Origin of the sequence: Bradyrhizobium sp. LB8.2, from assembly GCF_040548035.1 — a bacterium.
Taxonomy (GTDB): domain Bacteria; phylum Pseudomonadota; class Alphaproteobacteria; order Rhizobiales; family Xanthobacteraceae; genus Bradyrhizobium.
Genome location: NZ_JBEPQV010000014.1, coordinates 21,731 through 35,441, shown reverse-complemented (window position 1 = coordinate 35,441; position 13,711 = coordinate 21,731). Strand labels below are relative to the sequence as shown.

The following is a 13,711-nucleotide window of genomic DNA, read 5'->3' as shown; positions in this document are numbered from 1 at the left end:
GGGCTAGTTCAGATCCGAAGACCTTAGCTTACCAGTTGCGCTGGGCGCGCAGCAGCAGGCTGTAGGTGTCCTGGTCCTTCAGCTCGTATGCAGCCGCCGGCTTGGCAACGCTTGCCAGCGTCGGCGCCGTGATCGTTCCCGAGTACTTCTGGTCGAGGTGGCTGTAGACGAAGTCAGCCGAGAAGGTCAGGTTCTTGACCGGCGTCCAGCGGGTGATGACGCCGATCTGGCCAATGTTGAAGTCCGGGTTGCAGGTACCGGTCAGCGAAGCAAACGCAGCGCTTCCGCAGATCAGGCCCTTGGCCGTGCCGCTGTAGTTGACCGCAGCCCACGCACCATAGAGCGCCGAGTTCCAGTACGGGTTCCAATTGTGGGTGTAGGCACCACGGAAGCCGTAGGTCTTGGTCAGCTCGAGGCCGCCGCCGGCACCGAACACCGCATCAGACACGCCGGCGAAGCCGATGCTCTGATACGCGGAGCTCGAGCTGCCGAACATCGAGTAGCTGGTCGCTGCCAGCTCCTGGAAGTTGTAGCGGCTCGCGCCATCGGTATAGACGCCCGAAATGTTGATCTGGTCGCCCGCGCCCGTTGGAATGTTCTTGATCGACAGTGCGAGTTGGACCGCCCAGCCCCATTTGTCCTCGGGATGACCGGTGGCTTCGGTTGCGCCGTAGTAGCCGACATGGTTGTCGTGTGCGGCAACCGATGCCTGGAACAGGCCCCAGGCCTGGTCGACGCGGACCATGCCAACGATGTCGGGCGCAGTGGTGCCACCGAGATCGTTCGCGCCATAAGCTCCGCCGAGAACGCCGGCCGTGGACATGGCGGCTGTGTTCCAGACGTTGGTCTGGAAGGCCAGCGACTGGTCCTGCGCCGAGATTGACGCCGTCACGCCCTGACCGAAATCGGCAGTGTAGGTGAACTGATTGACACCGTTGGTGGTGCCGCTGCCGCCGACGAGCTGGTCGAAGTTGTTGCCGGGATAGTTGATCCAGGGCGCGTCGAACTGCGACACGGACTTACCCATGGTGAAGCCGGCGAACTGGATGAAGGCGTAGTAGACGCCGAGCGAACCGCCCGAGATCGTGCCTGAACTTGCGTTGTTCGGCGCAGACACACCGGTACTTCCGAGTTGCGAGTAAACGGTCGCACCCGGCGTCGTGCCGCTTCCCGTATAAATGTCGGTCGTCCAGGTGAACACCGCATCAAAATAGGTACGAACCACGCCGTACTCGGTCGCAGTACGCGTATCGATGTTGAGGTCCTCGCGAGCGCGAGTCGAGTAGTAGTTCGCCAGACGGTTGTTCGCAGCGGCAACACTGCTATACGCACCGCTGTAGTTGCCTCCAGCATTGAGCGCAACTTCAGCACGCAGGTAGCCGCCGAGCTTGATGCAGGTATCGCTGCCCGGGATATAGTAGAAGCCCGCGCCGTACAGCGTGCAGATCTTCACGTACTCGACCGCCTTGGCCTTGACCGGAAGATCAGCCGCCTGAGCTCCACCGACGGCGATCAGACCCGCCGCAGTGCCGAGCAAAAGGCTCTTCACCATTTTCATTTAAAACCTCCAAGTTGCTCATTTTACGGAGACTGGACCGTGAGGCCCCCCAGATCCCCGTCTCTAAATCCGCTCGGCCGCTTCGCGCTTTCGGACACACCCGCTTTCGACGCGAGGGACGTGAGCGGACCACCTGCAACGGGACGATCGAGTACCCCCCACCGTCACGGATCAATATGCATCCGCTGTTCCCTAATCAAAATAGTTTATTTAGTCAGCCTTATGGGTTTCACTAAACCTGTGCCCCGCGCGCAACACCGGGAGGAAGCGATTCAGCTGAGCAGATCATGTTTGTAGTTTTAGTGACAAAATTAGGTTGCTCTGCACTTGCGTCAGGGCAGGCTTGCGTGGACTATGGCTTGCACGACACCGGCCGCAAACAAGTCAGATCACGGGAGTGACGCTGTGTCAGCGACGAGGAAAGAAGGGGCGCGCCTCCGCCCCATCGGCAATCTGGATATCATCAGGCGCTTCACCTGGGAGATATCGTCGATCAACATGTATCTGGAGGAGCTGCGTCAGTTCTGGGCGAGAACGCTCGGCATCAGCGGCCCGCAATGGCTGATCCTGATGGCGATCTCCGACCTCGACAAGGACGACGGCATTCCGGTCAACGTCGTCTCAAAACTCCTCCACGTCGATCCCTCGTTCGTCACCACCCAGTCCAAGCTGCTCGAGAAGAAGGGCCTGTTGCGCCGTCGCCCTTCGCCGACCGATGCGCGGGTGGTCCGGCTGTCCCTGACCGAGAAGACGCAGAAGCACCTGGCGAGCCTCAATGATCAATACAAGACGATCAAGGAATTCGTCTTCCAGGAGTTCGACGAGAAAGAACTGACGGCATTCACCACCAAGCTCGCGACGCTGAAGACCCGCCTCGAAAAGGCCTGCGTCCGCCTGACCCTCGACTTCTGACGCAGCGGTCGCTGCTAGATGCGCCCGGCGGCCCCGAGCCGCGATTCGAGCCAGTCGAAGATGTATTCATTGGCAAGGCTAGGATTGTCCGCATGGGCCTGCGCCGCGCCGGTTTCGGCCGAGGTGAACACCTTCAGCATGACATCCGAGCTACCGAGCCGGGACGTCTGTACGATCTGACGCGCCCGATCGGCCTTGAGCCAGCCGTCCTCGCCCAGCGTGATCAGCACCGGACAGTCGGCGCTGGACGCCATCAGCGGAGCATGCGGCACCGGGACGATGCTGACGTCGCTCATGGCGAACCGGCTGGCAAAGAAGGCCCGCTCGTGCAGATCCCACAGTCCGCCGTCGCAGACGGCGGCGGCAAGCCGCGGCTCCTGCAGCACCGCGCGCGCCACGAAGGAAGAGCCCCAGCCATCGGCGACGATCGCGACGCGATCGAAATCGACGTCGCTGCACGTCTCCAGATAGTCCATGACGCACGGAATCGAACTCTCGAGATCCCGGCGCCGCAACAGCGCGTCGAGATAATCGTCGCGTTGGTCGCCAAAGAGATCCAGCGCCAGCAACGAGAATCCGCGCTCGCGCGCATGCGGCGCGAGCTTGAACAGGAACTCCTCCTTGCGGTGGCCGGGCTCGCCGATGCAGATCACGGTCGGGGCACGCACTCTTCCCGACGGCGCGGGCAGAAAATAGCCCTGCAACGAATGTCCGTCGAGCCAGGGGATCGTCACGACTTCCCCGGCCGGGTCGCGCGCCGCGAGGGAGCGGCGGGCGCAATCCTGCATCGCGAGCACCGCGACCCAGCGGCGCTCGTCGGCCTGATCGAGCGGCATTGCGGCCGCACTGTAGTAATTCATGGCGCGCAGCCAGTTGCGCTGTGCGGTCGCCCTGTGACCTTCGGCGAACGCGGCCTCGGCGCGATGCCGATTGGCCTGCGCCAAGTTCTTCCACTCGCGATGCCAGGACTGGTCTTCGCCCCGCTTCAGCCGCCGCGCGATCATCAGGCATTCCGCGATCGTGGCGCCGCCCTCCTGGGCCGCGGTGAGGAGCCGCGTGAATTCAGCGGAGATGTCCTCTCGCTCCGGGCAAAGGATCCAGTCGTCGGAGAGACATGCGGGTATCATCGGGAGCTACGCTCTGGTCATCGCCTTACACATCACTGACTAAACTATTTCAGTTCCCCGACCAAGCTGCCGTGCAATGAATGAGAGCCGTTCGAGATCACCATCGCTTGAACGCATGGAATGTGTCGCATGCGTGACATTCCAATTCGTCATAAGTGGCCGAGCACTGGCAGAGGCGGCACGTAAAATGACCTGCGCGCCTCTTGCCATGATGATCATCATACTTATATCCGCGCGCTCGCCGACGGCCTCAGCAAGCAGCTTCAACCAAGCCGCCAGCCGACTTCCTGCGTAAAGCTTTCGTAGAAGGATCTTTCATAGGCGTGCTCCGGCGCAGCACGAACGCGCTCGTCAAGGCGCTTTGCGTCCTCGCCCACAAGAATGCGCCACTGCTCTGCCTTGACGCCGTCGAGGATAATCTTCGCGGCCTGCGCGGCGGTCGTCGGTGCATCCTCAAGGAAGCTGCGCGCGCGCTCGGCGAACACCGCCTGGACGTCGTCGTCCGACATCTTGTCAGCATCCGGAACGCCGGCCGCGACCATGCGCTTGCGGGTCAGCGCGACCTCGTCGGCGTTGAGCCGCTCCGAGCCGTCGACGCTTTGCACCTTGCGCGAGTTGGACACGATCGAGGTGCCGATATATGGCCGGGCATCACCACCGAGCATTTGACGTGCGGCGCGTGCAGGCGGAGGTCGTTGATCAGCGCTTCGGTAAATCCCTTCACGGCGAACTTCGCCGAGCTGTAGGCTGTGTGCGCCTGCCCCATGCCGATCGAGGCCCAGAAGCCGTTGACGCTCGCGGTGTTGACGATGTGGGCCTCGTCCGCCGCGACCAGCATCGGCAGGAAGGTGCGGACGCCGAGATAGACGCCGCCCCAGCAGATGTTGAAGGTGCGCTCCCACTGCTCGCGCGTGTTGGTGAACAGGCTGCCGCCGCCACCGATGCCGGCATTGTTGAACAGGAGATGGATCCGGTCGGTCTTCTGCTGCTCGGCGAGCTCGTCGCGAAATCGCTTCAGATGATCCTCGATCGAGACGTCGGCGACATGGGTCGTGACGCGCAGGCCCTGCGGCAGCTTCTCGACCTCGCACAGCCGCTTGGTCTCGGCCATCGCGGCTTCCGAGACGTCGCACATGGCGACATTGCAGCCCTCGGCTACGAGCTGCCGCGCGAGCTCGCGTCCCATTCCCGTGCCGCCGCCGGTGATGACGGCGATCTTTCCTGCAAAATCCTTCATGGGACTTTCGGCCCCTCCCCTTGTCGGTGTGTTTCTTCATGGCCGCGCCGCGCATCGGGGCGCAGCGCAAAATGTAGCAGCGCCGCATCCGCAGGTAAAAGCGGATCGGCGCTGCCATTTTCATCAGTAATTTCGGGGGCGGACTATTCGGCCGCTTCGACGCGCGCCCCGTTCAACGTGCCGAGACCGTCCAGCGCCTTGCGGACCGCCGCCTGCTGCGCGGGCGAGGCCTCCGGCATCGGCGCGCGCGGATAAGTCCTGGGCAACCCCTGGAGCGTCTGCGCATAGCGCGTGCAGGCCGGCAAATTGTCGGCGATCACAGCGTTCCACAGCGTCAGCAGCTTCTTGTGCAGATCGAGCGCGCGCGGATGGTCGCCCGCCTTGACCGCATCCCACAGCGCGACCGAGGCATGCGGCGCCGCGGTCAGAATCGCGGCGATCGAACCATGCGCCCCCAATGTGTAGGACGGATACATCAGCGCATCGACCGCGCTGTAGATCAGCTTGTCCGGCGCCATCATCATCAGGTCCGCGAACAATTTGAGATCGCCCGCGCTCTGCTTAACGCCGACCACCAGCGGCACCTCCGTCATGATCCGCGTCAAGAGCGCCGGCGAAAGGTAGGACCACGGCACCACGTTGTAGATGATGATGGGCATGCCGGTCTCGTCAGCCATGGCGCGGAAATGCGCTACCATCGCCTCGTCGTCCGGCTTGAACAGATAATGCACCGGCGTGACCTGGAGCGCGGCGACGTTCATGTCGCGCACGAGCTTGCCGCGGCGGATCGCATCGCGCGTGGAATCGACGATGATGCCGGCGATCACGGGAATGCGTCCCTTCACCGCCGCAACGGTCGCTTCCATCAGGTCGCGATATTCCTCGTGATCGAGCGTATGCCCCTCGCCGGTCGAGCCGCCGGCCGCGACGCCATGCGCGCCGGCGCCAATCATCCAGTCGACCTGGGGCGCCACGAGGGAGTAGTCGATCTCGCCATCCTTCCGGAACGGCGTCGTCATCGGCGGAATCACGCCGGTCGGTCGTGCCTTCATGGTCTGTCCTCGCGTTTCCATAACGGTCCCGCTCTTTTGGCGAGGATCCGCACGACCCCAGCCTATCGGCTGTGCAGGCCCTGTGAAGGGCTGCCCGCGCGGCGCTGCCCTCAGCATTCAACATCCCTGCGGTCATCCCTTCCCGGTTCCGCGTATTTGCCCGGCTTCGGTTTGGGGCAATTTTTTACAATCCGAATCGTCAAATGGACTCCGGACGCTGGGTCGGGTCGGCCAGGCCAGCGTGTTGTTTGCGTCACAGGCTCTGGCACTTCGCTTGCATCCTCTTCGTGGTCAGAAACAACCGATGAGGTGACTGGAATGTTCGTGACCGTCGTTGCCGTGCTCTGCCGGCTGAGTGCAGCCAGTTCAGGCAGTTGCATCGAGGAAATCGTGACCGACAGCAGCATGACGCCCGAGATGTCGATGATGCAGTGCGCGATCGGCGCACAGGCCCCGTTGGCGAAATGGATGGGCGAGCATCCGATCTATCACGCCAACTGGCGCCTCGATCGCTACAAATGCGTGCCGGGTCGCTACGAGATCAAGAGCCACGCCTAAGGCTCCGCAAAACTACTGATACCAAGACGACGGACGAGGAAACGCCCCGGGGGCCGACTGGCCTTTCCGCGCGGGCATCGCCAGCGCCAGACCCATTGCGGCGGCGCACTTTGTGACAACGATCACACCTTCCCCTCAAGCCACTGCATCCAGAATGATCGCACGCGCGCGTCGCCCCTCTGGCGTTGGCATCAGCGCGTAATTGTGCGGCTGGTCGCGGAGCAGATGCAGCTCGATCGGCAGGGCCACCGCCCTCGAAGAACATCACTCACCTTCGCATCCTAAACGGCTTATCAGATCATCATCACGCGATCCCGCATGGCGCCTGCGCGTTTGGCGCGTAAACTTCGATCCCGATATAGGGAAGCGCCTTAGAGCAGTTGAATGCACTTCGTCATTCTGACGACGATTTAGTACTGGGTGTCGCTATCGCGCTTTGGATGGCAACCGAGGGACCGGTGATGAGCATTAGCGAGTTGCGGCTGTGACTCCAATCATCCTTCGACACGAAATTCGACCGTTGCTGAGAATACCGGGTTTTGGACCCCGGCAGGTTTTGTGTTTGTGGCCACTGCTTTGATCCGAAAATGAGCGGGCTTGGCATTCTCGGGAATGCTCCAGGCGATTTCCAAATCGAAATAGTACGGTTCTGATCTTGCTCCCGGTTGGGCGGGCAGCGTCGTGAGGAAAAAGAGCGCTGCCGTATTCCACACGTCGATTGGGATGAATATCTCTGCTGATCGAGTGATGAATGGCTTATCTAATTTTGCTGAGAAGCCGAATGGGTTTTGGTGGGGCATCCCGCCACCGGATAGAGTGATCAGGTTATTCGCAATCGCGACCTGACGACCTTGGAACACGGGCGCGTTGGCCGTCATTGTCGATGGATCATACTTTGCCGCCGACCATGTCACCCGCACGTCCTGAGCGTTTACCTGGGGTCACCTCAAACTGGGGCTGCAGAATGTTGCTCTGTATGTAAGCTTGAATCTGAAACGCTCCCGTGAGGAGCAGAAGCAGGACCCCCGCAAAAGTCATCCAAAGGGCCGCGATCTTGTCGCCGCCGTACCAGACGCTTGGCGATAAACCGCCCAGGATGATTCCAGCGATCAGCGGCAACCAAAAGATGCCGACGTTAATAAGCTTTTCGGTCAAAACGGCCTCCACCGATTCGCGTACCCGAAGGTTGACACGAGTGCCGGTATCCGAGCCGACAAATTGACGACTCCCAGCCGCCCTAGGGCCAGCAATTCATGGGGAAGGCGGAAAGAACGCGCGCCGAAATGTCGCTAGCCGACGTTGCACTACCCTGTGAGAAATCCGGACGCCCTGAAATCCGGCTATGTTTTGGTCGGAGCGAGAGGATTTAAACCTCCGACCCCTAGTCTCCCAGGCGGTGGCTCATCATTGATCATGCTCGCAATTTTTGCGAACCAGCAGAAAATCGCCGCATTGAGTTCACTAAGTTTTGGATCACAGCTGCAAACTAGAAGAGCCAACAACCCGTGCGGGCTGCATCTTACAAGCAGTCATCCTCCGCTCTTCCCAATACATCCATCAAGGTCTCGAAACGCGCCTGATTGTTCCCTTTGCAACTGCCTCCCTGTTGACTGAAAGAATTCATTGTATTGACATAGCCCAGATCGAACGCGTTCAAGGCCGCCCGTGTAGCCGGCTTGGTAGTGGTGCAAGTATCGGCGACATCTTGGAACTTGGCCTTTATCTTCTTGGCCTTAGATTGATCACCACATAAGTGAAAACCCGCGGCAGCTGCACCGGCGGCCGATGCGACTTCCTGCAGTTCACCGGCGGATGGAAGGGAGAGTGCCGCAGTCGCGAAAAACAACCCAGAAATAAACATGGTTAGTGCCCAAGAGCCCCGGCGCATCGACTTCCCCTATCCAAAAATTTTGAAATGAATTCCAGTCGCAACCTAGTGCAATGCTACCCCAGCGGGCAATTGACCGTCGAGATCTAATTTCCTGTTAGACACCGCCTCGGAACTGTCTGGCGCCGCTAGGGAGCGCCAAAATAGCCCCGGCAAAAACCCCGCAAAATCAACTAGCTAACCGTAAAGCTTGACATTTTCAGCTCCCTATCGCATGTAAACGTAGATACACTGCGTAGATACATGGGTGCGGTATGAAGCCCGACTACCTGATTCAGCGAAACGACTACTGGCAGTATCACCGTCGAGTCCCGAAAGCATACGCTGGCCTGGGCGGCAAGAGCAGCAAGTTCGTCGTCATCAGCACGAAGATCGCGGTGGCCGACGATCGCACCGGCAGCAAGGCCGCACGGGTAGCCGCTCGGATCAACGAGCAACAGGAGGCGCACTGGCGCAGCCTCGCATCCGGCACGCCCGATAAGCAGCGCTGGCAGGACGCAGTCACCATTGCGCGCTCGCATGGGCTTGACTACCTGACACCCGATGAGGCCGCCAGGCGCGAGGTCAGCGAACTGCTTGTTCGGATCGAGACCTTGAAGGTTGGCGACCGCAAGACCGACGTCGCCATCGTGGATGCCGTTCTCGGTGCAGTCGACAAGCCGCGCGTCATGCTGAGCGACCTGTTCGCCGAGTACGAAAAGACCCAGCAAACGCCGCTCTCGAAAATGTCCCCAAATCAGAAGCGCAAATGGACCAGCGCCAAGAAGCGCGCTGTTGAGATATTGATCGAGCAGCGAGGCGATAAAGCGCTGCAGGATCTCGCGCGCGCTGACGCCGTGGCCTATGCCGATTTTTGGGAGGCTCGCACTATCGCCGAGGGCATCAGCCCGAGCAGCGCCAACAAGAACATCAGCCACATCGGGGGCATGATCCGCGCCGTCGACAAACGCCTCAAGCTTGGGCTGGATCATGTATTCCTGGGCACGCGCCTTGATGGTGGCAGGGATGGTAATCGCTCGCCGTTCACGGTCGAGCACATCAGGAACGTCATCTTGGCTCCGGGGGCGCTTGACGGCCTCAACGACGAGGCGAAGGACGTGGTTTACATCGCGATGGAAACCGGCTGCCGCCCGAGCGAGATCGTGAATCTCTCAAAGGGCAGGATCAAGTTGGACGCTGATATCCCGTTCATTCGCGTAGAAGCTGAAGGTAGGCTTTTGAAAACTGAGCACAGCGAGCGCGACATCCCGCTCGTCGGCTTGGCGCTCGGGGCAATGAAACGGCACCCGGCAGGCTTCCCGCGCTACTTAGATAACGGCGATAACCTCAGCGCCACGCTGATGAAGCATTTCAAAAAGGCCAAGCTGCTGCCTAAGCTGAGTGAGGATACTCCGCTGAAGAAGAGACCTAAGTACGGCGTTTATTCGTTTCGGCACAGCCTGAAGGATCGCCTCAAGGCCGTCGAGTGCCCAGAGGAGCTAACCGACGAGTTAATCGGTCACGCCACGGGCAAGCCGAAATATGGCGACGGCTACGGGCTGCAGCTCAAGGCGAAATATCTCAAGTTGATTGCCCTGACGCGGGCCTAAGCCCTGACGCCGGCCTAAGCCGCAGCTGGACAGGTGAAGGTTCTCAGTTGGCGGCCCTGATCCCAAGACAGCCCCAGCCTTGCGGCTGGGAAGCCGCTCCGCCAATTCTCCACACCCACGAGCCGCAGTAGCTTGCACGCGTTCCGAGGCCCAAGGGATTGAGAATTTGGCTCCGCGCCGCGTTTCGATAGCGGCATGCCTGAGCCATTTGTGCAGTTTGATGAGAATGCGGGCCGACGCTCGATAACCGGTCAGCCGAGCAAGAAGCAGGCTGAAGAGATCGCTAAGGAGATCGCCCGGAGTGAGCGGGTCAGGACAGGCGCGCCCGTTTGGAAATGACCTGGCCTCGCACGTTCTCCGAGCCCCCTTTTGCAACGCTACTCGAACTGGCCGCGTTGCTTGACCGTCTCTCCTCTCTCCTCGGCTCTCATCAGAGAGGCCAGTCTGTCCAATTGACCAGCAGAACCGGCAAAGGTCTTGGCGATATTCTTCAACAAAAAGGCTTGGCTTGCGGAAATGTTAGGACTTACAGACAGCGCTCTGTAATGATTTGCGAGTTCTCTGCACCTGGCGGCTGTAATCAAGTCGGCCTCCGTGAATTAATGAACAATACGACCTAACTGCTATTTTTCCCCGCCGTTCCATCGACGGAGTATCGAAACACGAAATGACCAAGGGCTGGGGGCGGCCTTTTCAAAATCCGATCGAAGTGGACGGCCGCAGGCTGGTGACGTTGCTGGACGCAGGCGAGTACATCATGGCGCTACCGAAGAACGAGCACGCTGCGCCGGAATGGCAAGCCGCGATGGAGTCGCTGATCCTGGTAGCGGAAGGCGGCGGCCCGACGATGTTCGCCCGTATCGGCGTCATGCGTGCGCTGAACCGACACTATGTCCCGGAGTTCGACCCCAAGGGAAAAGAGCCGCATTGGGGCCGGCGCAAGCTGAGAAGGGACCAATGATCAAAGGCCGCGAGGCGGCCTTACTGTCTTGTGTGGTGCTTCAAGACAGCGACGCGCCGATCTCTGTTCCACACTTCCAAATCGTGGCCGTCGAGCAGCTGTCTCGCTTTGGCTGTGGCCTCAACGTCGTCGGCGCATTCCATCTCATGAACGCCGGTGATCCGCCCGTCCTCACTCATGATAAAAGCGCGGTAGTCCATCGCACGCGTTCCCTGTTCGGAACACCATACCTCCGGAACACGGGGGCGCAATTATCACATATTAATGGAAATCATCAGTGGGATGGGTTGGGCGGGCCTAATCGTCCCACATGAACCTCTGGCAGTCGGTGCACTTGAAGATGCGGACTGTTTTGCCGGAGCGAGTGTCGAGATAGCTTTGGACTCGCAACAAGCGGCCGTCGCAATGCTGGCAATTCCCAAATTGACTTGGGCTAAGTGGCGGAAAGTTCGAACCAAGGCGAAGCATTGGCAATCTTTAGCTGATGGAGCTGGCCAACGACGCTAAGCGCAGCCGAGTGTTCCTAAATTTGGTCGGAAACGAGTCCAACCCGAAATTCAACCTAAGGCCGCTGAGACCGGAGACAGGCCCGCCAAGGCAAACAGGGAAAAGCCGCAGCGTGGTTCCAGCCCCACTGCGGCCATCCCGGACAACTGAAAATTGACGGGTACTTAAATCTCTCCGGTGTTCCGATAATAGAACACCCCGTTGCGAAAATGGAGTCGGTAAGACTACCGTCTACCCATTGTCGTTAAGGGAGAACATGGCACGGCTCAACCTCCAGCCCCAATGCTCCCGGCTGCCAATCTAATTGCGTATCAGAGCGCCGGGAGTGCTAGGCCCCGCCAGGTGGCGAGACACGTCCTGTCCTGAAGCGCTGCCGCTCCCCCTGGCTCAGCCAGTCTCCTGCCTTGGGTCCATCAAGCGTTTAATCCCAAAAACCGCGGACTACATTGTCCCCGAGCTTTCCGCCGCCGCCATCGAAGATCGCCTCGTCGTGATCTTTCGCAGCGTCTCCCCTGCTTTCAGTCGCAGCATGAACTCGTCCACAAGCTCAGGTGTCATACCGGGAGGGACGTTCATCCACTTCCGCCTGGCCGCACTACGCTCCTCATGCGATCGATATGCTTAGACACGCGACATGCTCGCCTCCACAGCGCTGGATTGCGCGATGGAAGGCGACTCCTGAGTCGGGGCGGCGCAAGGGCAATCACGTGTCAATCCCCCGACATCGAGCCTTGCACTCACCTTCCGGTTGCGGTTGGAATGACGGTGGCGCTGGGAGGATGACGTTATGGCTATCGAGTGGTGGGTTGTGATCGCGACGTTGCTTGGACCTGTGGTCGCAGTCCAAACTCAAAAATGGATTGAGCGAGCCAGTGAGCGCGGACGACGGAGACAGTGGATATTCACGGCGTTGATGGCCAATAGGGCTACACGGCTCAGCGACGAATACGTGCGCGCCCTGAACCTCATTGATCTGGAATTTTCTCCTAAACGATTCGGCGGCAGCGCCGATCGGAAGGTTATCCATGCCTGGCGCGCCTTATTCGGCGAGCTGGGAAACGGCCCTCCGGACGATAACCAAGACATGAACATCGCCCGAGCATGGAACGAGCGCGTCACCGAACGGCTGGTCGATTTGCTTTCTGAAATGTCCACCGCGCTCGGTTACACCTTCTCTGAGGAAGAACTCAGACGAGGAATTTACTATCCCAAAGGGCGCGTAGACCTAGAGCAGTCCCAGATCGCCATAATGCACGGACTGAGTAAGATAATTCAGGGGACCACTTCATTGCCGATGAAGATTACAGAGATACCTGCCTCTCCCGAAGCAGCCCAACTCCAGGCTACGCTTAATGAGAAGATGATCGGCGCATACCATGAAGATGGGTCATTAAAAGTTCGCGTCCAAAACACCTGAGAGCAGCTCAGTTGTGGTGCGAGCAATCGCCGCGGCAGGGTCGACGTAATCCGTCGGAACGATCTCACCGGAAGCCCGTTGTCTCCCATGGTCAAAACGTCCGATAAATTTCGCGAAAATGCCGAGAACTGCCTGCAACTCGCTGAGGGGTCGACGAATGCGCAGGCGGCACTCCGTTACAAGCGGATGGCGCGGGCTTGGTCCGCCTTAGCGACAGAACAGGATTGGCTCGACGGTTATCCGATACAAAGTCATCGGGCCGGCGAGTTGGCGGCAGATGCGATCGATGGTTTGCTCGATCAAGATGCTAGCGCCGCTGACGTCAACACTCGTAAGAGCCGACTCATAGATGGCCCAGTTGAGTTTCGGAAATCGCGCGTGGACAACTGTTGATCATCAGCCACGCGTCTCGTTGTGTCGAGGCGTCCTACCGACCTTCCGGACGTGGCAAACGCCGCCAACCCGCTTGGGTGTATCAGCCGATTCTTAGATTGTCCGCCGAGTCTTTACCGCGATTGTTCACGACGTCGAAGCTAACCTTGGCTCCCTCTGCGAGCGAGGTGAAACCAGCCTTCTCAACTGCAGAGATGTGAACAAAGACGTCCCTGCCGCCGTTGTCAGGTTGAATGAACCCGTAGCCCTTCGTCGGGTTGAACCATTTTACAGTCCCCATCGCCACGTCACATCTCCATTTTTCAAAAACCAAAGCTACTGCCCGAATTTCGACTAAAGAAAGGCTGGTCGCGACACGCGCCCGCGGCTTGGACCACCCGACACGATCGAACCGACGCGCGTCCCCATCAGTTCGCTAAGCGTAGGAGCAAACCTGAGAAAATGGACGGGCCGATGATTTGGGACAGGCTCCGCGTCGAAGCGGCATTTACCGACTTGCCGGCCGTGGTAAT

The 13,711-nt window shown here is 59.7% G+C and carries 14 protein-coding genes and 1 pseudogene; 6 read left to right on the top strand and 9 right to left on the bottom strand.

Annotated features, from left to right (window positions below):
* Positions 1-28 precede the first annotated feature (28 nt).
* Entirely contained in the window at positions 29-1,558 is a 1,530-nt protein-coding gene (locus ABIB06_RS18340) for a porin (RefSeq protein ID WP_247349399.1), read from the bottom strand.
* Between the two features lie 405 nt (positions 1,559-1,963).
* Here ABIB06_RS18340 and ABIB06_RS18335 point away from each other — a divergent pair, with 405 nt between their 5' ends.
* Complete coding sequence (locus ABIB06_RS18335) at positions 1,964-2,470, top strand: MarR family winged helix-turn-helix transcriptional regulator (RefSeq protein WP_247443205.1); 507 nt, start codon at positions 1,964-1,966, stop codon at positions 2,468-2,470.
* Between the two features lie 14 nt (positions 2,471-2,484).
* On the opposite strand, the gene ABIB06_RS18330 is transcribed toward ABIB06_RS18335, so the two are convergent.
* The 3 genes and pseudogenes from ABIB06_RS18330 to ABIB06_RS18320 form a co-directional block, all read right to left on the bottom strand.
* Positions 2,485-3,597 carry an alpha/beta hydrolase family protein gene (locus ABIB06_RS18330; protein ID WP_354049647.1) on the bottom strand — a complete coding sequence of 371 codons (1,113 nt, stop codon included), beginning with the start codon at positions 3,595-3,597 and terminating at the stop codon, positions 2,485-2,487.
* 263 nt (positions 3,598-3,860) lie between these two features.
* Positions 3,861-4,834 (bottom strand): annotated as a pseudogene (locus ABIB06_RS18325) (SDR family NAD(P)-dependent oxidoreductase).
* Between the two features lie 143 nt (positions 4,835-4,977).
* On the bottom strand, positions 4,978-5,886 hold the full coding sequence (locus tag ABIB06_RS18320) for a dihydrodipicolinate synthase family protein (RefSeq protein ID WP_354049648.1): 909 nt from the start codon (positions 5,884-5,886) through the stop codon (positions 4,978-4,980).
* A 318-nt stretch (positions 5,887-6,204) separates the two neighbouring features.
* Here ABIB06_RS18320 and ABIB06_RS18315 point away from each other — a divergent pair, with 318 nt between their 5' ends.
* Positions 6,205-6,444 carry a hypothetical protein gene (locus tag ABIB06_RS18315; protein WP_354049649.1) on the top strand — a complete coding sequence of 80 codons (240 nt, stop codon included), beginning with the start codon at positions 6,205-6,207 and terminating at the stop codon, positions 6,442-6,444.
* Positions 6,445-6,938: 494 nt separating this feature from the next.
* Here ABIB06_RS18315 and ABIB06_RS18310 read toward each other — a convergent pair whose 3' ends face one another.
* The 3 genes from ABIB06_RS18310 to ABIB06_RS18300 all read right to left on the bottom strand — a co-directional run bounded on the left by ABIB06_RS18310 (position 6,939) and on the right by ABIB06_RS18300 (position 8,305).
* On the bottom strand, positions 6,939-7,322 hold the full coding sequence (locus tag ABIB06_RS18310; protein WP_354049650.1) for a hypothetical protein: 384 nt from the start codon (positions 7,320-7,322) through the stop codon (positions 6,939-6,941).
* 10 nt (positions 7,323-7,332) lie between these two features.
* A complete protein-coding gene (locus ABIB06_RS18305) occupies positions 7,333-7,599 on the bottom strand; it encodes a hypothetical protein (protein ID WP_354069200.1) in 267 nt (88 codons plus the stop codon).
* A gap of 364 nt (positions 7,600-7,963) precedes the next feature.
* Positions 7,964-8,305 carry a hypothetical protein gene (locus ABIB06_RS18300; protein WP_354049652.1) on the bottom strand — a complete coding sequence of 114 codons (342 nt, stop codon included), beginning with the start codon at positions 8,303-8,305 and terminating at the stop codon, positions 7,964-7,966.
* Positions 8,306-8,586: 281 nt separating this feature from the next.
* Here ABIB06_RS18300 and ABIB06_RS18295 point away from each other — a divergent pair, with 281 nt between their 5' ends.
* Together ABIB06_RS18295 and ABIB06_RS18290 are read left to right on the top strand one after the other, a co-directional pair.
* Positions 8,587-9,921 carry a site-specific integrase gene (locus ABIB06_RS18295; RefSeq protein WP_247342378.1) on the top strand — a complete coding sequence of 445 codons (1,335 nt, stop codon included), beginning with the start codon at positions 8,587-8,589 and terminating at the stop codon, positions 9,919-9,921.
* A gap of 667 nt (positions 9,922-10,588) precedes the next feature.
* A complete protein-coding gene (locus ABIB06_RS18290) occupies positions 10,589-10,882 on the top strand; it encodes a hypothetical protein (protein WP_354053387.1) in 294 nt (97 codons plus the stop codon).
* 20 nt (positions 10,883-10,902) lie between these two features.
* Here the strand turns inward: ABIB06_RS18290 and ABIB06_RS18285 are convergent, their stop codons facing one another.
* Positions 10,903-11,082, bottom strand: a complete 180-nt coding sequence (locus ABIB06_RS18285; protein WP_247342372.1) for a hypothetical protein — start codon at positions 11,080-11,082, stop codon at positions 10,903-10,905.
* Between the two features lie 1,094 nt (positions 11,083-12,176).
* Here ABIB06_RS18285 and ABIB06_RS18280 point away from each other — a divergent pair.
* Together ABIB06_RS18280 and ABIB06_RS18275 are read left to right on the top strand one after the other, a co-directional pair.
* The gene (locus tag ABIB06_RS18280; RefSeq protein ID WP_354070268.1) at positions 12,177-12,806 is read left to right on the top strand and encodes a DUF6680 family protein; all 630 of its coding nucleotides are present in this window, start codon (positions 12,177-12,179) and stop codon (positions 12,804-12,806) included.
* Positions 12,807-12,893: 87 nt separating this feature from the next.
* Positions 12,894-13,199, top strand: a complete 306-nt coding sequence (locus tag ABIB06_RS18275; protein ID WP_354053389.1) for a hypothetical protein — start codon at positions 12,894-12,896, stop codon at positions 13,197-13,199.
* Positions 13,200-13,281: 82 nt separating this feature from the next.
* Here ABIB06_RS18275 and ABIB06_RS18270 read toward each other — a convergent pair whose 3' ends face one another.
* Positions 13,282-13,485 carry a cold-shock protein gene (locus tag ABIB06_RS18270; RefSeq protein WP_354053390.1) on the bottom strand — a complete coding sequence of 68 codons (204 nt, stop codon included), beginning with the start codon at positions 13,483-13,485 and terminating at the stop codon, positions 13,282-13,284.
* Positions 13,486-13,711: the final 226 nt, after the last annotated feature.